Origin of the sequence: Bacterioplanoides sp. (assembly GCF_965219715.1) — a bacterium.
In the GTDB taxonomy this organism is placed as follows: domain Bacteria; phylum Pseudomonadota; class Gammaproteobacteria; order Pseudomonadales; family Oceanobacteraceae; genus Bacterioplanoides.
This window is the reverse complement of the sequence record NZ_OZ244785.1, coordinates 3,809,969-3,833,111: the sequence shown is the minus strand read 5'-3', so window position 1 is coordinate 3,833,111 and position 23,143 is coordinate 3,809,969. Positions and strand designations below refer to the sequence as shown.

31 protein-coding genes are annotated in these 23,143 nt (G+C 44.9%); 26 read left to right on the top strand and 5 right to left on the bottom strand.

Annotated features, from left to right (window positions below; all coding sequences use genetic code 11):
• Positions 1-32: 32 nt before the first annotated feature.
• Complete coding sequence (locus tag ACOQOZ_RS17845) at positions 33-986, bottom strand: integron integrase (protein WP_420589507.1); 954 nt, start codon at positions 984-986, stop codon at positions 33-35.
• Between the two features lie 334 nt (positions 987-1,320).
• On the opposite strand from ACOQOZ_RS17845, the gene ACOQOZ_RS17840 reads away from it, so the two are divergent.
• The 21 genes from ACOQOZ_RS17840 (at position 1,321) to ACOQOZ_RS17740 (ending at position 16,779) form a co-directional block, all read left to right on the top strand.
• Positions 1,321-1,821 (top strand): hypothetical protein, encoded by a 501-nt coding sequence (locus ACOQOZ_RS17840; RefSeq protein ID WP_420589506.1) that lies wholly within the window; start codon positions 1,321-1,323, stop codon positions 1,819-1,821.
• A gap of 134 nt (positions 1,822-1,955) precedes the next feature.
• Entirely contained in the window at positions 1,956-2,447 is a 492-nt protein-coding gene (locus tag ACOQOZ_RS17835) for an imm11 family protein (RefSeq protein WP_420589505.1), read from the top strand.
• Positions 2,448-2,571: 124 nt separating this feature from the next.
• On the top strand, positions 2,572-3,117 hold the full coding sequence (locus ACOQOZ_RS17830; protein WP_420589504.1) for a hypothetical protein: 546 nt from the start codon (positions 2,572-2,574) through the stop codon (positions 3,115-3,117).
• Positions 3,118-3,156: 39 nt separating this feature from the next.
• Complete coding sequence (locus ACOQOZ_RS17825) at positions 3,157-3,432, top strand: hypothetical protein (RefSeq protein WP_420589503.1); 276 nt, start codon at positions 3,157-3,159, stop codon at positions 3,430-3,432.
• Between the two features lie 124 nt (positions 3,433-3,556).
• Positions 3,557-4,198 (top strand): hypothetical protein, encoded by a 642-nt coding sequence (locus ACOQOZ_RS17820; protein WP_420589502.1) that lies wholly within the window; start codon positions 3,557-3,559, stop codon positions 4,196-4,198.
• A 420-nt stretch (positions 4,199-4,618) separates the two neighbouring features.
• Complete coding sequence (locus ACOQOZ_RS17815; protein ID WP_420589501.1) at positions 4,619-5,092, top strand: hypothetical protein; 474 nt, start codon at positions 4,619-4,621, stop codon at positions 5,090-5,092.
• Positions 5,093-5,197: 105 nt separating this feature from the next.
• On the top strand, positions 5,198-5,644 hold the full coding sequence (locus tag ACOQOZ_RS17810; protein WP_420589500.1) for an NADAR family protein: 447 nt from the start codon (positions 5,198-5,200) through the stop codon (positions 5,642-5,644).
• Positions 5,645-5,756: 112 nt separating this feature from the next.
• A complete protein-coding gene (locus ACOQOZ_RS17805) occupies positions 5,757-6,083 on the top strand; it encodes a hypothetical protein (protein WP_420589499.1) in 327 nt (108 codons plus the stop codon).
• 87 nt (positions 6,084-6,170) lie between these two features.
• Complete coding sequence (locus tag ACOQOZ_RS17800; protein WP_420589498.1) at positions 6,171-6,518, top strand: hypothetical protein; 348 nt, start codon at positions 6,171-6,173, stop codon at positions 6,516-6,518.
• A 503-nt stretch (positions 6,519-7,021) separates the two neighbouring features.
• Complete coding sequence (locus tag ACOQOZ_RS17795) at positions 7,022-7,426, top strand: SMI1/KNR4 family protein (protein WP_420589497.1); 405 nt, start codon at positions 7,022-7,024, stop codon at positions 7,424-7,426.
• Positions 7,427-7,828: 402 nt separating this feature from the next.
• Positions 7,829-8,167, top strand: coding sequence for a DUF6572 domain-containing protein (locus ACOQOZ_RS17790; protein ID WP_420589496.1), 339 nt, complete (start codon positions 7,829-7,831; stop codon positions 8,165-8,167).
• 101 nt (positions 8,168-8,268) lie between these two features.
• Positions 8,269-8,700 carry a hypothetical protein gene (locus ACOQOZ_RS17785; RefSeq protein WP_420589495.1) on the top strand — a complete coding sequence of 144 codons (432 nt, stop codon included), beginning with the start codon at positions 8,269-8,271 and terminating at the stop codon, positions 8,698-8,700.
• A 133-nt stretch (positions 8,701-8,833) separates the two neighbouring features.
• Positions 8,834-9,277, top strand: coding sequence for a hypothetical protein (locus ACOQOZ_RS17780; RefSeq protein ID WP_420589494.1), 444 nt, complete (start codon positions 8,834-8,836; stop codon positions 9,275-9,277).
• A 79-nt stretch (positions 9,278-9,356) separates the two neighbouring features.
• Positions 9,357-9,971 carry a hypothetical protein gene (locus tag ACOQOZ_RS17775; protein ID WP_420589493.1) on the top strand — a complete coding sequence of 205 codons (615 nt, stop codon included), beginning with the start codon at positions 9,357-9,359 and terminating at the stop codon, positions 9,969-9,971.
• Between the two features lie 110 nt (positions 9,972-10,081).
• Positions 10,082-10,408 (top strand): hypothetical protein, encoded by a 327-nt coding sequence (locus tag ACOQOZ_RS17770; RefSeq protein WP_420589492.1) that lies wholly within the window; start codon positions 10,082-10,084, stop codon positions 10,406-10,408.
• Between the two features lie 96 nt (positions 10,409-10,504).
• A complete protein-coding gene (locus tag ACOQOZ_RS17765; RefSeq protein WP_420589491.1) occupies positions 10,505-10,819 on the top strand; it encodes a cupin domain-containing protein in 315 nt (104 codons plus the stop codon).
• A 14-nt stretch (positions 10,820-10,833) separates the two neighbouring features.
• Entirely contained in the window at positions 10,834-11,151 is a 318-nt protein-coding gene (locus tag ACOQOZ_RS17760; protein ID WP_420589490.1) for a hypothetical protein, read from the top strand.
• A gap of 427 nt (positions 11,152-11,578) precedes the next feature.
• Positions 11,579-13,813 (top strand): adenosylcobinamide amidohydrolase, encoded by a 2,235-nt coding sequence (locus tag ACOQOZ_RS17755; protein ID WP_420589489.1) that lies wholly within the window; start codon positions 11,579-11,581, stop codon positions 13,811-13,813.
• Between the two features lie 168 nt (positions 13,814-13,981).
• Complete coding sequence (locus ACOQOZ_RS17750) at positions 13,982-14,761, top strand: SDR family NAD(P)-dependent oxidoreductase (protein WP_420589488.1); 780 nt, start codon at positions 13,982-13,984, stop codon at positions 14,759-14,761.
• On the top strand, positions 14,758-15,753 hold the full coding sequence (locus ACOQOZ_RS17745; protein ID WP_420589487.1) for an AraC family transcriptional regulator ligand-binding domain-containing protein: 996 nt from the start codon (positions 14,758-14,760) through the stop codon (positions 15,751-15,753). The genes ACOQOZ_RS17750 and ACOQOZ_RS17745 overlap by 4 nt, the downstream gene beginning before the upstream one ends.
• A gap of 141 nt (positions 15,754-15,894) precedes the next feature.
• A complete protein-coding gene (locus tag ACOQOZ_RS17740) occupies positions 15,895-16,779 on the top strand; it encodes a hypothetical protein (RefSeq protein WP_420589486.1) in 885 nt (294 codons plus the stop codon).
• Here the strand turns inward: ACOQOZ_RS17740 and ACOQOZ_RS17735 are convergent.
• Positions 16,760-17,014 (bottom strand): DUF2164 domain-containing protein, encoded by a 255-nt coding sequence (locus ACOQOZ_RS17735; protein ID WP_420589485.1) that lies wholly within the window; start codon positions 17,012-17,014, stop codon positions 16,760-16,762. The two genes, ACOQOZ_RS17740 and ACOQOZ_RS17735, sit on opposite strands and share 20 nt — an antisense overlap.
• A 193-nt stretch (positions 17,015-17,207) precedes the next feature.
• On the opposite strand from ACOQOZ_RS17735, the gene ACOQOZ_RS17730 reads away from it, so the two are divergent.
• From ACOQOZ_RS17730 to ACOQOZ_RS17715, 4 genes are all read left to right on the top strand, one after another.
• Positions 17,208-17,630 carry a hypothetical protein gene (locus ACOQOZ_RS17730; RefSeq protein ID WP_420589484.1) on the top strand — a complete coding sequence of 141 codons (423 nt, stop codon included), beginning with the start codon at positions 17,208-17,210 and terminating at the stop codon, positions 17,628-17,630.
• 123 nt (positions 17,631-17,753) lie between these two features.
• The gene (locus ACOQOZ_RS17725) at positions 17,754-18,050 is read left to right on the top strand and encodes a 4a-hydroxytetrahydrobiopterin dehydratase (protein ID WP_420589483.1); all 297 of its coding nucleotides are present in this window, start codon (positions 17,754-17,756) and stop codon (positions 18,048-18,050) included.
• 64 nt (positions 18,051-18,114) lie between these two features.
• Positions 18,115-18,330: a hypothetical protein gene (locus ACOQOZ_RS17720; protein ID WP_420589482.1), complete on the top strand. Its 216-nt coding sequence runs from the start codon at positions 18,115-18,117 to the stop codon at positions 18,328-18,330.
• 34 nt (positions 18,331-18,364) lie between these two features.
• Entirely contained in the window at positions 18,365-19,225 is an 861-nt protein-coding gene (locus tag ACOQOZ_RS17715) for a helix-turn-helix domain-containing protein (RefSeq protein ID WP_420589481.1), read from the top strand.
• Between the two features lie 300 nt (positions 19,226-19,525).
• Here the strand turns inward: ACOQOZ_RS17715 and ACOQOZ_RS17710 are convergent, their stop codons facing one another.
• The 3 genes from ACOQOZ_RS17710 to ACOQOZ_RS17700 all read right to left on the bottom strand — a co-directional run bounded on the left by ACOQOZ_RS17710 (position 19,526) and on the right by ACOQOZ_RS17700 (position 22,780).
• On the bottom strand, positions 19,526-20,122 hold the full coding sequence (locus ACOQOZ_RS17710; protein WP_420589480.1) for a LysE family translocator: 597 nt from the start codon (positions 20,120-20,122) through the stop codon (positions 19,526-19,528).
• Between the two features lie 97 nt (positions 20,123-20,219).
• Entirely contained in the window at positions 20,220-22,127 is a 1,908-nt protein-coding gene (locus tag ACOQOZ_RS17705) for an MFS transporter (RefSeq protein ID WP_420589479.1), read from the bottom strand.
• 26 nt (positions 22,128-22,153) lie between these two features.
• Entirely contained in the window at positions 22,154-22,780 is a 627-nt protein-coding gene (locus ACOQOZ_RS17700; protein WP_420589478.1) for a TetR/AcrR family transcriptional regulator, read from the bottom strand.
• A gap of 164 nt (positions 22,781-22,944) precedes the next feature.
• Here ACOQOZ_RS17700 and ACOQOZ_RS17695 point away from each other — a divergent pair, with 164 nt between their 5' ends.
• A complete protein-coding gene (locus tag ACOQOZ_RS17695) occupies positions 22,945-23,127 on the top strand; it encodes a hypothetical protein (protein WP_420589477.1) in 183 nt (60 codons plus the stop codon).
• Positions 23,128-23,143 lie beyond the last annotated feature (16 nt).

The following is a 23,143-nucleotide window of genomic DNA, read 5'->3' as shown; positions in this document are numbered from 1 at the left end:
TCTGAATCATCTTACGGCTGATTCAGAGGTTTTTACATTAATAAATCGATCGGGCTGGTCGTACCGGCAAAGTGCTGGCCTAACATATATCTGAGTGGTGGAAACATCACTATGGCCGAGTAATTCCTCACGGTTCGAATGTCTCGCCCTGCACGCAGTAATTCAGTTGCAAAACTGTGCCTGAAGGTATGGCATGAAATCCGTTTGGATGACAAACCTGCATTTTTTACTGCTCGTTTTAATGCCTTTCTGGGCACCGACACATCCAGGTGATGACGACATAAAACTCCTGTTGTTGGATGTTTACACAACCTGCTGGACGGGAAGATAAACATCCACGCAGCTTCTCGATATGCTGAGGGATATTTACGTCCTAACGCTCCGGGCATGGAAGGCCCAATTCCCTGCTTATTATCTTCTGTCTGAATATACAAAGCCCGCTGAAAATATTCTTCAATAATGGGTTTCAGTTTATGTGGCAATATCGTGACCCGATCTTTGGCACCTTTTCCATCAAATATGGAGAGCGAGCCTTGATCAAAATTAAAGTCTTTAATTCGCAGACGTAAACATTCAGAGATTCTCAACCCTGATCCAAACAGCAGGGAGAAAATCAGCCGCTCCCTCGGTTCACAACATTTAAGAATCTGATTTACTTCTTGTGAAGATATAACAATTGGTAGGTGCCTGGGGCGCGTAGCAAAGCTAAAACCAAGCTCCCCCAGGGGTTGGTTCAAATAGTTGTTATAAAGGAATGCTAAAGCATTCAAAGCAACCTTCTGTGTGTTGATTGCAACATCACGCTGATTTGCCAGAAAGTTCAAAAACAAGATGACTTCTTCCGGCCCCATAGCAGAAGGATGCTGAAGCCGATGATAACGAATGAAAAAGCGAATCCAATAAACATATGTGTTCTCTGTACGAATGCTATAGCCGTGAAGCCGCATGTACTGGCGGATTTCTGTCAAAAACTTACTCTTGGCCATACGCTTCTCCAAATGTAAAGAGATACTGTTTAAACATACAGTATGATTTCTTATTTTCAAGCCATGACACTGTAGTTCGTTTTCGTGCTTGCCCGCATTCCCCTCTGGTGATATTTTAAACACTAAAGAAATCAGTGGCTTACGGACGTGGTTTACAAGATAGTAGACATCCCGTAGCCGAAATAGTGTGCGCGCACGCTTTTCTGGAAAGGAGTTGTCTTGCTAAGGAAGGTTTCTCAATGAAATCAGTTAGTTACACGACCAGTCTCGAAAGACTCTCGCCAGAATATCAGGCACGCACACGAATAAGCTGTTATGCGCAAAGGGATAGAATGTGATTAAACAGATAGTTGAAATAAGCACTCTTGCTGTAGCGGTTCTTGCATTAGTCTTGTCGTCCGTAAGTTATGTTAGAGAAAATGAAAGAGCCGAAACGATAGCGGAGCGTGAAGAGACTCGGGCTCGTGCACAGGTAAAGCCTTTACTATACATTGTGGAACGGAGATATGATGCCGGTTATGGGGTAAGGCTAAAAAATGCCGGAGTAGGTCCTGCATTTATAACTAATGCAGTTTTCCAAAAAAATGGACAGAAAACTCATTATCTTGTAAATCTTTTTTATGGGCTTGAAGTCGAGAAATGGGATGATTATGTTTCTTTACCATCCGGAGCGATACTAGAGCCAGGAAAATCATGGGATCTTGTAAAACTATCTAGTAAAGATCTAAAACCCCAATATTTGAAATTCGAGAAGGGCATCGAATTTGAGATTCAATACAAAGATATCTACGGCAACCCAATGGAAGTAGTTAAAGGTACACTTAGCGGAGAATAATTCGCGCATAACAAATCCTTCAAGCCGACACGCAAAGCGTGCGGCTTAAGGAGGCGTTACATTTCAGGTAGGAATCTGAGAATTTGAATTACTACGAGCTAACAGACGATATTAACTTTCCCAATAGGTGGTACTTGGGAGATATCGCTTTTGCAGATAACTGGGAGTTAGCGCTGAAACTCGACCCTGAAAGAGAGTATGAAATTGAAGTTTGTCGCGATGGTTCAGAAATGGATTACACGTGCAATGAGGCATATGGAGTAAGTGTTGTAAGTAAGAAATTTAAAGACGCTCTTTCTAGTGTTGCTGATATTGAATTTGCTAAAGTAAATATTATTGGTAAAAAAACTGACAGTGAGTTCTATATTATGGCTGTGCCGAAAGAGCTTGCGTGCATTAATGAAGAGGCATCAGAATTTCAAAAGTTCGAGGTAAACGACCCTGTTCGTCCTGATAAAGCTGGTGAGTATCGGGGCTTCTTCAAAATGGTGGTCGATCCTATGAAATGTGAAGGCTCCAATATTTTTAGAATTAAGGGCTTTAGCATAGCTATTGTCGTAAGTGATCAAGTAAAACAGAACTTAGAATCAGTAGGGATTTTAGGGGCAGAGTTCAAGAGCTTATAGCAAGTAAAATGTAACAAGTCAAAGCACGCGGACTTGGTAAAGCTGTCACCTTTTTTGTTCCAAAAAAGCCGCCAACTTCACCAAGCCGGTGTTTGAGGCGTTAGCTGAATCAGGAATCCGATGAATGTTAAGATTACTAGACTTGGAGAATCAGCATTGTTCATTGAAGCTTGTATATACTCTTAGTGACGCACTCAAGAATGACCCAGAGCGTATCAAGTTAGCTCAAGAGTTAACACTAGATGAATCAAGGCCTCACATGGGATTGAAGGGGCGGCATGGTTTATTTGGTAGCGATGAATGGTGGAACTCTATATACAGTAAAAAAATGAAGCTTAAGTTTGTATCGGGCGTGATATCAAGAACCTATTACTCTGGAATGGATTCCGATAGAAGGAACAACGCATATGAGCTAACTCTGGCTGACGGCTCTCTTCATCAAGAGGGCTTCTATTACAATGATACAAAAGATAAATATTTATACGAGATTGGGAAAAAAGTTTTAATTGTATATGCTCAGGACGAATTGAAAAAAGACAATGGGAGAGGGAAATATTCCGAGACACCTATAGAAATAGCCATTTCATATGATATTGTCCCACTAGAGACGAAACCAGCTAACAAGTTGCTGCAACGGATCAAAAAAAGCTTCGCTTTTTTTACCCGTTGACCAAAGCGTTATGTAGCTTTAATTATCAAGGATTGAACTTTGTTTGAAGAATTAAGATGCCCATCTAAAACTTGTTATGGCTGGGTGTGTGAAGTAGAAGAATCTCCTTCTTCAAAATTTTATGGTTGCGGTAGCTGTGGGCATGTTTGGCACAGCATTGAACAGCTTAATGTAGCTATCGATAAGATTATCTCGCAGTATAGTTATCGTAAGAATGTTTATTCTAAGTCTGGTTCAAACTGGCAAGCAGTCGATCTCGATGATGAACCTGAAGGTTACGAAGAATTAGTCGTTTCAGAGTGGGATGATGAATAGCAACATAACAAAAGCATGTTGCGTAAACCACTGCGTGGTTCGGACGGTTTTTCCGCTCGTTCCTCGCTACAAAACCGCCACAAATGCTAGGCGTTATGCATAAAAATACTGGTAGAGCTTTGACATGATTTCAGGTTTTACGATTTCCGGGTATGACGATGATAGGCCTGAATGGTCGGATTTTATTGATCTTAATAGTATTCCCGATGATAAGTACTGGATTAGATCTAACATTGTGCCGAACAAAGGTGAATACAAGATCGTTAATTCGGATCAATCATTAAAGAAATTATACCCTCAAAGATTTTGGACTCTATTTTCACCTGCTCTGTCATTTTTCAATGGCTGGGAAGATCACCCTGAAGAGATTGAGGAGTCATCCTTGGCTTGCTTGGAGGTATCCGAGGAAGTTAATAAGAACAATGGATATTGGTCCAGAGTCGAGATTATTGATGCTATAGCTGTTAAAGATGTTTCTTCTACTTTACCTGAATATAGTGGTGCTACGAGTCATCTTGAGAGAATACAATCCTTAGATGTCTTAGAGCATACCGAGCTAAACGATGAATGGTTTTACTTTTGCGGTAGGGATTTGGATCATGATTATCAGGGAAACTGGATACTCATTCATAAGCGTGAAAGGAAATACCATCTTGTACTTTATGGTGCTTGGGACTACTCCAATGAAGATAGATTATATTTAGGTAATGTTCTACTTAGTGAAGGTTTCTTTAACAAGCTTCGAGAGCACGTCAAAAATGCATAACAAAGCCAGCCAATTCGCCAGCAAGCTGGCTGGACTCGTTACACTCGCCATTGCTGGCAGGCGTTATGAGGTATAGGAGAGAGTCATCCACACCATAGCATCCAATATATTCTGGGGATTATCATATGAAACTTGAGTGCCCTGAATGTAAAAATCGATCAATCGATAAAGGGTTTCTTAATTTGAGAGCAGCCCTCTATTGTACTAATTGCTTTGCTCGTTACGAATATAAAGAGACTCGCCCGTGGCTCCTACATGTCACATACATCCTTTCGCTAAATTTGGGAATATTCTTAGGCCTTTATTCCTCAAGTTGGATCGTTTTTGGAATCACAGTATTTATCCCAGTAATTCTGGTAGATATGGTTTTCCCTAGTAAAAAACAGTTAAATTTAGTAGGTTTAAAGGCAATTCTAAAAAATGACAAAAACGACTCATAACAAAGCCAGCCAATTCGCCAGCAAGCTGGCTGGACTCGTTTCACTCGCCCCTGCTGGCAGCGTTATGAGTCTTAAGATGTTCTTAATATTTAGAGGAAAGCCGAGTATTGATAGTTGTCGTGACGGCGGTAGTATTGTCGCTAGCTACAAAACACTCTTCGGCAGTAAATACATTTTGACACTCCCAATTAAGTGGGGGGGCACCAGAGAAGATATGAAGGTTGTTGCCTATAGAGAGCCGAAACTTGAAAAACGTCTAACTCAAAAGAAAATATCTAAAGTGAGTGGAAAGCCATACTTCATGAGTTCTCTCTTAGAAGTGGACTTGAGTAAAAAAGATGCTTTGAAAATCGCAATTAGAATTCGGAAAGCTCTTACTAATACCGATAGCTATGATTTAGCATTGGATCTAGTACATGGAATAGAAAGTAATGGTCATTTGCGTGACTCATAACAAACAGTTGGTGAACGCACCTTCGGTGCTGGGACGGTTAAACTTCGCTCGTTCCTCGCTACGTATCACCGCCCCACAACAAAAGCGTTAGGCTTCTAGAAAGATATGGCTAAAGTAATCTATTTCTTTGACAGAGACGATAAATATTACCAGTTGTCGAACTTCGCTGGTTTTGGCTTCAAGCTAGATGGCTATGAATGGCGGACTATGGAGCATTACTTTCAAGCTATGAAGTTTGAGGGTACCCCTCAGTTCGATAAAATTCTTAATTCCGGGTCACCAAAGCAAGCAAAGGATTTGGGGCAGTCCAGGGCTACCCCAATTCGCTCTGATTGGGATCTGGTAAAAGAAGAAATAATGACTCGCGGGCTTCGTGAAAAGTTTAAAGACCCAGAATTAAGAAAAATTCTATTAGGTACAGGAAAAAAAGAACTAATAGAGAACTCGCCCTATGACAAGTATTGGGGTATTGGCCCAAATGGTAAAGGCAAGAACAGGCTAGGCGTATTGTTAATGGAACTAAGAACGGAGCTTAAACGTGAAAAAGCCTAACAAGAGCATCATGATCGCAGCCTTCGGCTGCTGGGACGGTTTGCATTTCGTTCGTTCCTCACTGCATGACAACCGCCCCATATGCTGGCGTTATGTGTAATCAGGCTCTGAGATGAATCAAGAAAAAGTAAATGCAGCAGCTATCGCTGCAAAAGAATTAGCAGACTTCATGCAGAGAATGGAAATGCCTCGCTGGTCTGAGCGTTACAGAAATATTGAAAACGAATTATCAGCAGGAAATGTTGAAATCGCAGTCAACTTAGAGTCAAAAATTTTCAAGGGCGGCATGGGTGGCTTGTATGATCTTTATATTTCTGTTGGTAACGGCCACCCAACAACTGACCCAGATGCAGATAATGAACTTTTAAATAAGCTAACAGGCAATGTGGCTACAACATTTTCAGCATTACGTAAGGTGTTAAAAGGGTATGCCAAGTAAACACATAACAAGCAAAGGCAGCATCGCCCTACGGGCTGGACGCGCTAACGCGCGCCGCTGCTTTGGGCGTTATACCGAAGAGATAAAATGGACATTATTGAAGAATACGAGAGAAAGGAATTAGAGCGTATCAAGGCTGGTTCTGTGGATGGTGCACATTCCACTACTTATATTGAAAGAGTGAAACATCTAAAAAGGGAAAAGAATCATGCAGAAGCAATAGCACTACTTTTCAAACTCATTGATGCAACGGAAAGAGAATCTTCTATTACTGGTTTAGGCGTCGCTCCCTGGTATTACGAGCAACTAGCCATTCTTTATCGCAAAGAAAATTTCATTGCAAAAGAGATTGAGATTCTAGAACGATACAATAACCAAAATAAAGCGACTGGGGCTAAACCTTCAAAACTAAACTCTAGACTTGAGAAAGCATGAAGAAGTATCGAATCGAATACAGAGAGAAGTACCATTACTCACCTGTAAGCTATTGGGTTCATAAGAACATGGAAGATTGTCACTGGATGCGTTCAAAAACATTCGAACCTCCCTTGCCTAAATCGATTCCATGTAAAGGCTACCCTTATCTTGTGATTGATGCTCTGGGAACAGAGTTAACTTTCTCATCAATAGATGAAGCCAAACATACATATGATGTATTATCTCAGCGGAATATGCCTTCGACACAAGAACTGTGCATAAAAAGTGGGAATGATGCTGGCCCCAACTCACATTGGTTGAGTCGATTTCCTAGCCATCTTAAGCCGTGGAGAAAAAGGGAAAGGTATCTAGGTGTACTGAAAAGTGGAATCAATGAATTTAAATCAGTATATAGCTAACAAGTTTAGGCAGTCGACAGCCAAAATTGACACGCTTTTTGTTCCAAAAAGCACGCCAATTTAGTCTGCAACTGCTAAAGGCGTTAAGCATCTAATCGGATTATGAACATTGAATCGGAAGCAAGAGAATTCAAAGAATTAACAGGAAGAGAACTTCCACTTTCTTTGATTGAACTTTACAACGAAAAAGGCAATGGGGGCTTTGGTCCTGAATACGGGCTGCTTGGGATTATCTCAGGTCATAAAACTGACCTAAAAGATTCTATGCTGAGCCTTTATCAGAGCCTTTGTTCAGGCGATCCAGATGATCCCAACTGGCTGTGGCCCAAAGAGTTAGTTCCATTTATCCATATTGGTTGTGCTATTCACTACTGTATTGATACTGCCAATAGCACCAACAGGGTTGTTGAATTCGATCCAACTGATTACGACCCAGAAATCGGCCCCAAAGACCACTTTAAAGAAATTAGTGGGTCATTTAGTGAATGGGTGACAAGCAATGTATAAATGCTTAAAAAGTCAATTAATTCCGCGTCTTCGGCGCCGGACACAGCAAGCTACGCCGGTTATTGAGGCGTTAAATGAAATTAGATGAGTAGTAGACGAAAAAATGTTTTGATGCTGATAGTGTGGTTAGTCGGCTTCGGTTCGCTATTAGTATATCTCTATGTGAATTTCACTTTGGCTTATCTTGTTATTACTATGCTAGTCATCTTTACCATGGTGAAGCCGCCGCCTGATTTTGAGCAGCAATGGGGACTTTGGCTCGGGATCGTTATTCCGATATTTGGAACAATTGGATATGCGATCGCAACTGGGTAGTATTAATCCACTTAACAAAAGGCTCAAGACATTGGACGGCGCAAAGCACCGCCCCTTAGTCTAGGCGCTAGTTGATAAGGAATAGCCGTGACTATCGAGCAATTAGAAGTGATAGACATCCTTGGTTTTGACGAGATGTCAGCAACGCTAGTAATTTCTGACCATCTAGAATGGGATCAGGAAAATGAAAAACTGTTACTTATTCAAGAGAAAATCAATAAATATTTAACCTTCATAAAATCAGGAGAGTTATTAGAAAAATACCCTGAAGCGGAAGGTAAAGAAGTAGAAATCCAACTAGTGTCTAGGTATGTTCCTAATAATGAATTGGCGGAGCACTTTTTAAACAAGGTTTCTGAAATTATTTCAGAGGCTGGGTTTCAATTTAGACATGAAATTAAAGAAAAAACTAACAAAACCAGCTAGTATGGACGCGCTACGCGCGCCCCTGCTGGCGCTACTTCTAAATCTTAGAATCATCAATGAAAAAAATTCTACTTTTACTATGTTTTATTTCAGGAACAGTAATGGCCGAAGGATTATTTCTCCATTCCTATAATGAGAACTCTAAACGGTTTGCAATTCTCGATGAGCAAGGCGATGTTGCATTTCTGTACTTATCTGAAATTGGTAAGCAAAGACCAGAAAGAGACTCAGTTGCATACATGCTCACCGAGCCCCAAAAAGGTATAGATTGGCAGCTGCTCGCAAATGAAGGGTTACCACCTCAAATATCAAAAGAATTGGCCTCTAAAAGTGCAGTAATAAGTTTAACGAAAGAAAGCGATTTGTCTTTTCATTGGTCAAATGATGGACATGCAGTGGCTTTATTATACAAAAAAGACCCAATCACATTTGTTACTATCAACGATAAACTAGGTTATTCCAAAGCAGTAATAAAAGATATCGGTTTAGCAAATGCTTGGAACCAAGCAAAGTATGAAAGCATTTTCAAATAAACACGCATCTAACAAAAAATCCAGGTGATGCCTACGGCGCACCTGAATTTGGCGTTATGTGTCTATACAAACGATGAAGTACTTCCTGATATTCACAATCTCAATGTTTGCTCTGGTTTCACGTGTTGAATCCATGGAGTTAGATTCACTTAACCTAGGTAGTGGAAGAATCGTCTTTTCTAAAGAAGATCTTACCAACCGATTTGGCACTGGTATTCAAAACTATACCGACTACGAATGCGGTTTTAACTCAAATGACCAAGCAGGCGCCCCATACTACCAACTTAAATATGACCAAATAATCTTCATTGGTAGCGATACGTACCCATTTATCCTGGAAAACTTTACGTTCACAGAATCAAACAAGCATGTGCTTAGCTACAATGATAGCCCTCTCAATCAATCTACTACCGTAACTGAATTCATTGAGATATTTGGGAAATACGCCAAAGAACACTTCCAAGAAAACCCTAAATCTGATTCCATACTGCTTTTCTTTGAAAATGCAGATGATGGGGTGAGATTCAATTTCAGCAATGGAAAGCTTATTTCTTATGAATATTGGTCTCCTTGCTAAACCACACATAACCAGTCAGTACGGCAGACTGTAAAAGGCGCGGACTGCTGACGGAGGCGTTAACCACGTAAGGAAACATATGATGCAATATCTATCCCCAATTATTTTTCTATCAATATTGTTGCTTGGCTGTGGCAGCGATGACATCTCAGAACCAACAGTTAACCTACCTTCAGAAAAGCATGAAGAATCTGTAACTCTAAGCAGCTTTAATTTAAGCGATGAATACATCTATTGGGAAATTAGAGTTGGTAACATGTCACACCAGGAACCAACTGATGACAGAGTTATCGCAAAATATGACGAGGAAATATATTCAAATCTGACTCCGACAGAAATAAGCCTCTTAGAAAGTATTGATAGCGTTACCGGTTTTGATGCTCAGTGCGCCCCATCGTATTGTCCAGTATTTGGCGTGGCTCTACTTTCAAATTCTGCCGTAGCCATCGAATCTAAACAGGATTTACTGAGATTTTTTGGTGACATAGATACTGTAGCTGAACTATCGAGGTGGATTTCTTCCAATAATTATTCTCTGAAGAAGTATGAAGTAACAGATTATGGTTACAGGGTAATTGCCAGCTGGGATAATAATTGTGGTAGAAGAGGTGAGGACTTGATTAAAGTCTTTAAAGACGGAACGATAGAAAAGATTAAAGAGCTTTCAAGTGAAAGCTATAATGGTTGCGTCTAGCAAATGGCTAACAAATTGCTGTTACGGGTAGTCTGCTGCTCAGACCAAACTACGGCCTCTACATTTATCTGCCGCAAAGCACGACGTTATAACTTACAAGGAAAAAACTAATGAAATGGATACTCTCCACAATATTTATCATTTTTTCGACCAAAACCTTCGCTGGTGAACCACCAGAGTTATGGTCTTCAATCAAAGACCTGGATAAATCTAAAGAAGCCTGTGAAATTCAGAGCTCTTTCATACTTCAATCTATTGGCCTGGAAAATCAGATAGAAAACAAGTACGGAATCTACGGCAACGTTAAATCAAATCGTGTGGTTGTTAAATGCATCGCCATATCCAGTGATAAAAGTAAATTAATGGTGGCCGTAGCAGGAAACGACCGTAAATCCGTAGAAGCTGTTCGCAATAAACTAGTCAAATCGATAAATTAAAATCAGGTTATAGCCATACGATGTTGTCTGCCTGACAAGCTATCGGGCTTGTTTCACTCAATAACGCTGACAGACGTTATATACAGGGAGTAAAGAATGTCAGGAAAATACCCAGAAAAGATAAAAGAGCTACCGCTATACGATGGTCGTTTTGATGCCTACAAGCTGGAGGCGAAAGATAGTGATGTGCTGTTTGCCTCGTACCCGGCAGGTACAGAAATTCCACCCCATGATCACGATACAGACAATCATGGAGTGATCACACGGGGCGAGCTGATCCTTACGATGAACGGAACAACAGAACGGGTCGGAGTTGGACAGTGGTATCATGTCCCAGCAAATACGATGCACTCTGCTTCATTCGAAGTTGAAACAGATGAAATAGAAATCTGGTTTAAAGCCAAAGAATAAAGAGGCGCAGGACAGTGTCGGCAACCAAAATCGATGGAAATGGTTATTACATAATGGCAAAGAGGGCCGACAAAGAATGGGGCCATGCTCTCGAAGTAGATGTCTTTGATTTAAATGATAGCCTCCTCGGAAGAATTACATTCGGCTGCCATCCGGAATTCAAAGATTTCGAAAAATATCAAAGCTATAACACCGAAAGGTTAATCGAGATTGCCAGCAAGCGAGTGGCTCAGGGTCTTCTAAGTGCTAAATACCAAACAGCCTGGGCCGAGGGCCTTACATTATTAGATCGTTTCAATGGTACATACGAAAATGTTAAAAAGAACATGTAAGAATAAACACTTAAAGAAGTGCCCGGTATGTAATAGGGAGTCCATAGATATTGGAACCTTCACTTCGAAGCAGCAGGTTGATTGCACTGAATGCTTCGCACGATTTGAGTATGCGGAAACCAACGCATTTGCTAATAACCTTACACTGCATATGATGGCCGGCGCCTCTCTTTTGGCTGGCCTACTCTCAGCAAATTGGTTTGTATTTTTTGGTACTTTGACTATTTCAATACTTCTCAGTCACCGATATATAGATAATAAAAAGAAGTTAATCCCGTCGCTATTAACAAGCAAGATATTAGAAAGAAAGCATAAGGACGAGGGTAAGTAGTATTTAAGCAATAACCTCTTCTTACTGGTACAGCCAAACTCTGGCGCAGGTGGTAGACTCCCTGCTCATCGCCCTTTTATCCCCAGGCAGAATCTCGTGACCATTTTTACCTCGTCTGTTACCCAACCCTTAACACGCCTTTTACTGCTATCCAGCCTGCTGCTAACTGGCTGTAGCACTTTCTCTAACGATCAAACCGAAGAGACGGTTTCAGATATACCAGCCTCTGCTCAAAGCACAACCCCAAGCACTGCCACAGGCAACTGGACCGAGCTACAAAACAGCGCCAACTTTATTGCTCAGCGTAATGGCCGCTTCTTTAAGGTTCAGCTGAAAACACCCCACCGTGTTATTTCCACCAGCTCGTATAACGGTGGTGAACAAACCGACCTGAACTATCTGGTGAATCACCAAAGTATGGAAGCCCGCGCTGATATGCGTTGGGTAAACCGGGTACTGCAGAACTCTCCCGAGCAATATCAGCAGTTAATTGCCGATGAGATTGGTATCCCGGCGGATAAAATGGCGTTGATGGGCACTGCCGCCAATATGCAGCTGTTAGCCCACCAGCAGCAAATATTCACTCCTGATGGCTCTTCACCTGATGCTTCGTCCGCGTTGGTAATTGATGTGTACGCCACCGCCGGTGTGCGCGGTAACGCTATGCGTGCGGGTGATCCAACTTCCTGGTATGAAACGCCCGAGGGCAATAAAAAACATTCCCCTAAAAAGCATGGCTCAAAAAACTCTCCCCAGAAAAAATCAGAAAAGAACAAAAGCGATATGCACGGCACCATCAATATTATGGTGTTAATCAATCAACCGGTTTCTGCCGGTGCAATGAATAAACTGCAGATTATTACCACCGAAGCCAAGTCGGCGGCGATGAATGAGCTGGCCGTCAGCAGTCGTTACACCCGCCATTTAGCGACAGGTACCGGCACCGATCAGATGATTATTGCCAGCCCGCTGGCCAAAGACGGCGAATATTCATTAAACAGCGGCAGCGGTCATTTAAAACTGGGGGAACAAGTCGGCAGCGCGGTACGTAAAGCAGTATTACAGGCGCTGGTCTGGCAGAACGGTTTACCCACCTCTGCCCAGGCCACTATTTATAATGCCCTGGGTCGGTTTGGTGGTCGCAACCGACTCACTGAAAAAAACCTGATGTCGCGTTTATTACCGTATTTACCCGAGGCTGAACAAAAACAGGCCGAGCGTAACCCCTACTCCTTCTCCCATGAAAATCGCGTAGTCGCCAGCGCTTATGCATTAGCCAGTGTATTAGATCGGTTCGCTTACAGCACCCTAACGCCAAATGCCAAAAACGAAACCATTCGTGATTTCGTTGCCCAGGCAGCAGTTGCGATATCCGGCCGCAGTGATCGTTATGCGTTTTATTGGCAACAGCTTAACGCCCCCATTTCTGTGACCAATGTAGAACAGAGCGAACATCAAGCGGTGGAATTATTTATTCAGGCACTGGCCATTGGTTGGCTGGATAAATGGCCGGAAAAACTGCTCTCCGCTCAGCAAACATCAAAGAAAATCGCCTTTTTACACCTTGATCCTAAGCTGGGTGATTTAGACGGCAACACGCAGTTATTAACACAAGCCATTCAACAAGCGGCGGCCGCCGGAGCCGAATGGATTTTAACGCCGGAGCTGGCACTGTCGGGTTATCGTTTTACTCTGGCCATCGGTGAAGACTGGATTCAACCCGCACCGGATCAATGGACCCGGCAACTACAAACACTGGCCGACGACCTGGATGTGGTGTTATTCCTTGGCCATGTTGAGCAAGCCAGCGACGGTAATAAATACAACACCTTATTTGTGATCGGCCGCGACGGTGAGATTATCGGCAAACACCATAAAATTCAGACCATTCCGGTATCAGAAGCCTGGTCAACCAAAGGCACAGAGCCACAACTGGTCACAGTGGATAACCAACAGGTGGGGTTATTAATCTGCGCCGATGCCTATCGCGATTCACACGCCAATAAGCTGAAACAAGCCGGCGCCGATCTGATTATTTCTGCTGCCAACTGGGCACCGGGCGAGTACGGCCCACGCGATAGCTGGCGCCAGCGCTCGCTGGAAACCGGCCTGCCACTGTTTGTTAATAACCGCACCGGGCTGGAAGTCCGGCCTCCTGTTGAAGGAACAACCAGCCAGTTCGATTTACGTCAGGCCATCAGTGCTGTGGCGTATCAGGGCAAACATCAGGTTGAGCATCAGAACTCCGGTAACAGCATTCTGTTGGTTAATTGGGACTTCGAAACTCAGGCACTGGTCAGCCAGCGCAGTTTTGAGTTGATGACGGAATAACGCCGCCGGGCGAATACTTATCATCTGTTACCTCTCGCTAGCACCTGTCACCTTTTGCTAGCACTCAGACACCTTTTGCGAGTGCCTGTCATCATCCGATTGCCTAACATTTAACCATCAACACACAGCCACCCTCGGCAACACGTTACGGTTAATTCGGAGTCTGATATGACAAACACAGCATTAGTTACTGGCGCATCCAACGGCATTGGCCTGGAACTGGCGCGTATTCACGCAGAAAAAGGCGGCGACCTGGTATTAGTGGCCCGCTCGCAGGATAAGCTTGAAGCCCTGGCGACTGAACTGCGCCGCAAGCATAAAGTGAATGTCACCGTGATGGCGGAGGACTTATCACAACCGGATTCCGCAGAACGTATCTTCGCCCAGACCGAACGACTAAACCTGCAGATCGACACTCTGATAAACAATGCAGGTTTTGGTGGTCACGGTAAATTTCACCAGCGTAAACTGGCCGCCGATCAGGCGATGATGCAGGTGAATATGGTTACCCTGGCAAACCTCACTCATCTTTATCTGCAAGGTATGGTGCAACGTAATCGCGGCCAGATTCTCAACATCTCCTCCACCGCTTCTTTTATGCCGGGGCCGTTGCAGGCGGTGTATTACGCCACCAAATCGTTCGTTACCTCTTTCAGTCAGGCCATCGCTGAAGAATTACGCGATACTGAGGTCAGCGTCACCGCTTTATGTCCGGGTGCCGTAGCAACCGGTTTTGTTGAAGCCGGCGACCTTCATGGTCTGGATGTTTTTGATAATGCCAAATCACCACGCTCAGTGGCTGAATGTGGTTACAAAGCGATGGAAAAAAGCGAGCTGGTTGCCTTTAATGAAACCGGGCTGAAAATTATGCTGACCTGGATTACGCCACTGTTACCGCGTAAAACCTTATTGAAGATGTCGTATAAATTAATGGATAAAACTGCATGAAACGCGCAAGCAAGTTTGTTGTTTCTCCCGGCTGGAAAGTGCTGTTAAACGATATGCAGATTGATCTGCAGGAAGCGCTGGCACACGCCAGGCTTCCCGCCGATCTGTTTCATCGTGAGCAGTCATTCCTGACCCCGGTGGAATATTTCAGCTTGTGGCAAGGCATCGAATACGCCGCCGGTGACCGACCACTGGCCATGTTGCTGGCGGAAAACATGTCGGTGGAATCGTTTGACGCGCCTATATTTGCCGCCATTTGCAGCCCGGATTTAAACACAGCGTTAACCCGCATCAGTCAATATAAGCCGTTAATTGGTCCTATGATTATGGACATCCGTCAGGACATTCAGCGCACGGAATTGCGCATTCGCTGTTACGGCTATCAGGGCAACTTGCCAGAAGCGTTGGCATTAACCGAACTGGTGTTTTTTACCCAGCTCGGGCGACTGGCGACACGTCAGCAGATTATTCCTGAAAAAGTGATCCTGCCTGAATTACCGGCCGACATCGAAATCTATCAGCAATATTTTGGCTGCCCACTGAGCCAGGGCGATGAAGTAGCGGTATTTTTTGCCGCCAGTGATGCCAGTCGTCCATTTATGACGTCTAACGCCGCCATGTGGGATTTCTTTGAAGCCGGACTGAACCAGAAACTGGCGGACCTCAACCACAACGCCAACACCACGGAGCGGGTGAAAGCGGTATTAATGGAAGCCCTGCCCGCTGGCCAAAGCTCAGCCGAATACGTTGCTGAACGACTGGCAATGAGCAAACGTACCTTGCAGCGTAAGCTCACCAGCGAAGCCGAAACCTTTCAGTCAGTATTGCAAGCCGTACGCGCCGAGCTGGCCGACCATTATCTGCAGAAATCCAATATCCCACTGGCCGAGATCTCATTCTTATTGGGTTTTCAGGAAGCCAATTCTTTTATACGTGCGTTTACCGGCTGGAAAGGAGTTTCTCCCGGCAGTTACCGCGAACAGCAGCACTAAGCGTTACAGAAGGTTTCCGGCTCTCAGAAACAAATAGCTAACGGTTCCGACATGCACGACAGGTAGTTTGGTGTAACCACGTCAGTCCTGACAATTTTACTGTTCTAAACTGGTAACTGTTTTTAGCAGTGAGGTTTCGCTATGCCTGAACGACATAACCCAATTCGCGCGCTATGGTCTTCAGGATTGCTGCTGATGTTTCTCTCCCTCCCCAGTCTGGCATTGGATGTTCGGGTCAGCGACTCGCGCGAACATAATTTCTATATGGACGCACTGGTCTGGGTACTGGATAAATCCGGTATCGATTACCAGCTGATTCATACCGACCACCCGGTTTCGACCCAGCGCCGCAAAGTGAACCTGTTGCTGAATAACGAAATTGACGTGATCTACGCCGGTACCACCAACGACCTCGAGAGCCGCCTGTTGCCCGTTCGGGTTCCGGTGACTCGGGGATACATCGGCAACCGCTTATTACTGATCAATAAACAGTTCCAGCCTGATTATGACCAGGTCACAACGCTAAACCAGCTCAAGCAACACACGGCCGCGCTTGGCTTTGGCTGGCCAGAGGTGGAGATTTTTCGCGCCGCTGGATTAAACCTGAACGAACGGATTTACGATGAGATTTTTGTCACCCTGAATGAAGGCAGCCGTTATTATTTTTCCCGTGGTTTACTGGAAATTTATCCGGAATTAATGGGTAAACGAAAATGGCTGAAAAACCTCAGTGTCGAAAATCACCTGATGCTGAAATATAAATCTGCGGTTTTTTTCTTTGTGCATCCGAATAACAAAGCACTGCAAACAGCAATTGCTGAGGGCTTTCGCAAATCTTATGAAGACGACAGCTATCTCGAGTTTTTCTACAACCACCCTCATATCAAGGCCTCGTTTGCCAAAGCCGACCGGCGGCAGCGCACCGTGTTAAGCATCAACAATCCGTTCTTCCCACAGGCATCCGAGAATATTCCCGACAAATACTGGCACACCAACGAGTCAGTGGTTAACGCACAAACTCAGTAGGCTTTTCCAGTTCATAAATCACCTCAGTAATGGCCTCCATACGTTCCTGCATGGCGGCCTGAGCATCGGCCAGGCCGCGGTTGTAAAAGTATGCACCCAACTCTTCACTGATAAAGTCGAGCAGAAACTGCGCCTGAAACTGCCCCAGTTCCTGATCAAGCTCCTCACTGAAGTACATTTGCAGTTTCTTTCCCAGAATTTCTTTTTCGTCTTTAGAAAACTCAATATCAGACACAGGCCTGTCTCTCCACAATAAACACAACCACAGCTGGCCGTTAGGCAAGCGGGTTTAAAAAGTAACGATATTTCGGGAACCCGTTAGCCTATAGCTACTCTAATCCCGCAATTGAAAACGGCTTTGAGTATGCCACACTCAAACAGAGTCTGACGGTTTAACTCAGCGTCAGAGGCCATTACGGGAGACTCCAATGACATCATTCAGAATTCTGCGTCCACTGCTGATATCCCTCAGCCTGGCTCTGCCATCATTAGCACTGGCGGATGATCACACCAGCTCCGGCAGCAATACCCATCACAACGGCGAGCTGCGTCATCAATCCGGTAAACCTCAGGTATGGCATGCTGAAACCGGACAATGGACCAACCCGGAGCGCTTTTTTGAACTGGAGTTAATCCGCCTGAAAGGACCCACCTACGGAACCCGCAGCGGCGACAATTACCCGGATTATGATTCGGTAGAAGAATGGCAAACCCTGGTGGATAAACTGCCGGACGGTCGTATCTGCCCCATGGTGTTTTTCCACAACCGCTGGCGCCGCCTGCCGGATGTGTTAGCCCTGGACGAAAGCCTGCGTAATTATGATGGCTGCCGCGACGTATTTAAATTCTGATACTCATCAGTGATATATTCGCCGTGACCATCTGGTCATCGTTAAACCGATTGGCTGACATAACAGCTGTTGAAATAACTGTTTCTGAAATGACTGCTTCTGAAATAACAGAGAGACAAAACCATGAGCCAGATTCTCAGTTCTGAAGAAATAAATAACGCAATTGCTGATCTCAATCAGTTGGCGACAGCAAACTGGCAACTGGCTGATGGCAAGCTGTGCTGCCAGCTCAAATTTAAAGATTTTATTCATGCTTTTGGTTTTATGAGCCAGGTCGCCATCATTGCTGAAAAAATGAATCATCACCCGGAATGGCTTAATGTTTACAACACAGTAAATGTTCATCTGGTGACTCACGATGCTGGCGGTATTACCGCAAAAGACACGGAACTCGCACGGCGTATTTCTGAACTGTTGTGAGCAGTGCATCCCCCCTCGTATGCGATTATACTTGCGTCCAAATCCGATATGACTGAGGTTTCAGATGCTGTTTTTCCCAAACCAACAAGAACTTGATTGTATTAATGATGAGGGGAAAATCCTCGGAAAAATTAAGTTTAACGGTGCCGAGGATAAGCACAATTTTTGTCTTGATAACGATGCCATTGTTTTATCCGACAGTGAAAAAGCCAAAATTGAAGAACGCCTGGCGGGTCTGGATTCTGGCAAATACGACATCCCGATGCAGGATGACGACTGAAGCATCCGCCCGCCACTAACAAAGCCCAGCTGCTATGAGTAAGTCGCTGTTCTGGCGTAACCCGGATATCCCACAGATTGAACTGCGTCGGGTAGAAGACGGTCGTAAAGTCAATTATGCCCCGCACAGCCATCAGCAATGGTCGATTGGTGCGATCACGCATGGTGTCGCCCGTTATCAGTACCGTCAGGATAGCTATGCCATTGCCGAGCAGGATCTGGTGATGATGAATCCTGAGTGGGTCCATAGCTGCAATCCGGTGGATAACCAGCCCTGGGCTTATTGGATGATGTACGTTGATACCGACTGGCTGACGCAATTAAGTTTCGAGGCCGGTTTGCTGCAACAACCACATTGGCAACCCATTTCCCGGGCAATGATCCGGCCACAGGATCACAGCCATCTCTGGTACCAGGATTATTGTCGTGTTGCTGAAGCCTTTATTGATGACAACAGTGATTTGCTGGAGAAACAATCCCTGCTGATCGATTTTTTATTGTCACTGATGAGCTGGCTGCGGGATGTGTCTGTTTCTGTGGCAGACTCACAGCAGCCCCAATTACAGAAGCCAGAGCCTCTGCCGCCACAAGCGTTACGTCAGGTCGCAGCATTACTGGAGCAAAATCTGAGCGAGACACCTCAATTATCGCAATTAACGGCTCTGGCAGACTGCAGTGAAGGTCATTTGATTCGCAGTTTTAAACAATATTTTGGTCTGACACCCCACGCTTATTTAATTAACCGCCGCATTCAATACAGTCAGCAGCTGTTAAAACAGGGAATGGATATTGTCGACGTTGCCCAGCAGCTGGCCTTTTCAGACCAGGCACATTTCCAGCGCACCTTTAAACGATTAACCGCCACCACACCCGGGCAATATCTTAAAAACGGTTAACCTATTTTTTGAACCAGTTTTTTTGAACCAACTTTGTTAAACCAGCCTTTTTAAACCAGGGCCTGTTAACACTATTTCGATCACGCTGTTATGACTGAAAATCTTTCAATCAAGGCGCGAAGAGTGATGTTTAACGGGTTAAATGAACGATAAGCAACACAGAGTGAAAGATTTTCAGGCATTACCCGAAGGGCTGGAGGCAGTTTTTCCTTGAGCTGTGTTATTCGTTACTTATTTAACCCGTTAAACGACGTTCCTCATGCCTTGCTCATGAAAAAACTGACTGCCAGCAGCAAAGGTCTAAATAGTGTTAACAGGCCCTAGCGACGCTACTGCGCTGATAAACAGCAAAAGCGATAAAACACGGTTAAAGCGTTTAATTCGCCCGGGCTGTTGTAGCCAACGGCGAAAATACGCACCGGCTAATACCCAGCAAGATAAAGACAACCAACAAATTGGGCCGTAAAGCAGAGTGAACAACCAGAAATCCTGACTGGTTTGTGCATACGCACTGATGCCTGCCGCAGAGGCCAACCAGGCCTTTGGATTCAACCATTGCATCAGAAATCCGGTCCAGAAACCGGGAATCGCCGCATCCTCCGTATGCACAACATCACCACTGCGAAACAACATCCAGCTGAGAGACAGCAAAAATGCCACACCGGCCCAGCGCAGCCACTGATAAAACACCGGCAGTTTTTCAAACAGATTACTCAGCCCCAGTCCGACCAGAATAAACAACAACAGAAAACCAACCGTCGCGCCGGAAACAAAGATCAGTCCAAACCGCAGTGGATAACGACCACCACTGCTCAAACCAACCAGGTTCACCGGCCCGGGAGAAACAGAAGCTGCCAGCGCAAAGGCTGACATAGAGAAGATAAGAGAAAACGACATACTGCCTGATACCTGTAATTAACCAGTAACAACAGGCAGTGTGTCGTTATAACGATTGGCTGTATTGAATAAAACTGATACGGCCTGTTAACACGATTCAGGTTTTCGCAGCTCCAGGCACCGGCGCATCGGTTTCATTCAACAGCTCAAGTACACGTTCGCGTAAATCGTCTGCTTTGACGTTTTCCGGTTCAACCGCCGCCGTCGCAGTTAACGACACCTTTGACCAGAAACGTTTTGGTTTAGTGGTTAACGCATGACCATCTTTATGGGAAAAGAAGCTGCCCCATAAACCGTCCAGTGCCATTGGAATCACAGGTACCGGCGTTTCTTCAATAATACGTTCAATCCCTTTTTTAAACTCATCCACTTCGCCGTCTTTAGTAAGTTTTCCTTCCGGGAAGATACATACTAACTCGCCGTTATCCAGTTCTTCTTTAATGCGTTTAAATGCGGTTTCATACATTTCCGCATCGGCTTTGGGAGAACAAATCGGAATCGCCTTCGCCAGCTTAAAGAAGGTTGTTAAACCTTTCATTTGAGAGATATTTTTATCCATCACAAACCGGATCGGACGCTGATACGTACCGGCAATTAACAAGGCATCGACATAACTGACGTGGTTACACACCAGCACCGCCGGGCCTTCTTCAGGAATATGTTCCAGGCCTTTGTGGTTTACACGATACATAGTGTGGCTGAGAATCCAGATGCAAAAGCGTAAAACAAATTCAGGTACCTGGGCGTACACATAAGTGGCCACCACCAGATTCATAATGGCCAACACCAGGAAATAGTCACCAATCGACATTTCCAGTACCGCCAGCAGCAAAATACCAACGCCGGCACTCACCACCATAAACAATGCATTTAATACGTTATTGGCGGCAATAATCTGAGCACGATTTTTATCATCACTACGCTGCTGAATCAGTGCCTGCAACGGAACCACAAACAGGCCACCAAAAGCGCTGACCAGAGCGATGTCGATCATCAGGCGCCAGTTTGCAGAGTTTTCGATAAAGGCCATCGCCGTCATACCGTCAACTACCTGAATCTGATCAATGGCAAACCACAAATCAATGCCAAATACGCTCATACCAATCGAACCAATCGGCACAATACCCAGCTCAACTTTATGGCCCGAAAGCTTTTCACATAACAGTGAACCCGCGGCCACCCCGAGAGAAAACAGCGTCAGTAATACAGTTACCAGTTGGGTAGAGCCGCCGAGATATTCTTTGGAGAAATTCGGGAACTGAGTTAAGTAGCTGGCACCGATAAACCAGAACCAGCTGATGGCAACAATCGACAAATACACGGCACGATTTTCACGTGCCTGGCGAATGGTATTCACCAGCTCGGTAAACGGATTCCAGTTAATATTTAATTCCGGATCATTCGCTGCTGCGGTTGGAATAAAGCGACTGGTGATTAATCCGAGAATGGCGAAGCCAACAATACCAGCAGCAATCCACTGAGCACTGTTCTCGAAATCAAATAATAAACCCGCACAAATGGTACCGGCGAGAATGGCAATAAAGGTGCCCATTTCCACCAGCGCGTTACCACCCACCAATTCTTCCTGTTTCAGGTGCTGCGGCAATAACGCAAATTTTACCGGGCCAAAAATTGCCGATTGCAGACCCATTAAGAACAGCAGCGCCATTAATCCCCAGACGTTTCCGGCGAGAATCGACACCGCAGCCAGCGACATAATCACCACCTCTAAGGCCTTGGTCCAGCGAATCAGCTGGGACTTTTCCATCTTGTCGGCAATTTGTCCGGCCACCGGAGAAAACAGAAAAAACGGCAGTATAAAAATACCGGCTGCCAGATTGGTCAGCAGCGCACTGTCGTCGTTACTGGCAATGCCACCAAAGGCAATCATCAGCAACAGTGCATTTTTGTACAGGTTATCGTTAAACGCCCCTAACGCCTGGGTTAGAAAATAGGGTAAAAAACGACGTTTTGATAACAGGGTAAACTGACTGTGTTCACTCATGGGTGATTCCTTTTACTGTGTCCTTGTTAAACATCTGCCTGGTTCGACCAGGCCATAACGTAGTTGCGGATTAATGACTCAATCATAGCGCCAGCATCGGTCAGGCTATCAGCGAATAATTTATCGTCCAGCGACAAACTGCATACACCATGTACCGATGCCCAGATAGTACGTGCCGCTTGCTGCACTGTGGCGGCATTGGCCTGTGGCGCAACCTGAGTTAGTGCCTGCTCAACCGTGTGGAACAGGCCATCAATGCGTTGCTGCTGCCAGTCCGGCACTTCTTCACCTTCAGGTAGTCTGTGCTCGAATAACAATTGCCATAAATAACGATTCTGCTCAGCAAACTGCAAGTAACTCTGGCCATAGGCCAATAACCGCTGTAACGGCTGTTGCTTATTTTCCTGCTGCTCAGCAGCCGGCTGAAGCGTCAGCTGCGCAGATAAACTGTCCAGCGTTGCCGCATTCACACTGAGCAGCAGCTGATCATAACTGCCAAACACATTAATCAGAGTGCCCGGTGAATAACCAATGCGTTGTGCCAGCTTACGCAGGCTCATATTGCCCAGCGGTTGCTCCGCTAAGTGCTGCTGCAGTGATTCAATCGCCAGTGTCTGAATCTGCTCGTGGGTGTGGTCTTTTCTGCGTGCCATATCGTTCGGTTTACAAGAAGCCGTTTATTTGATGCCAATCAGTATAATGAACACCGTTTAAAATTCTAGCTTTATTTTGAACAGTGTTTATAATCCATTCCAGATTGAGTTGTTTTGTACTCTGAACATCAGCAATTTGAACATCAGAGCAGGAGTTAATTCACATGGGATCAAGCAGCATGAAAACACAACAACGATACACCCTGGTTAATCGCATTCGTCGTTACAGTTTAGGCCTGGGGTCACTGGCCATTGCAATCGCCAGTGGCAGCCAGCTGGCGGTAGGGTTATTGGCAGGTTTATATTGTTTACGCCGCCTGCGCGCTTTCCGCGGCATCATGAGCTAATCAGCAACGAGGCTGT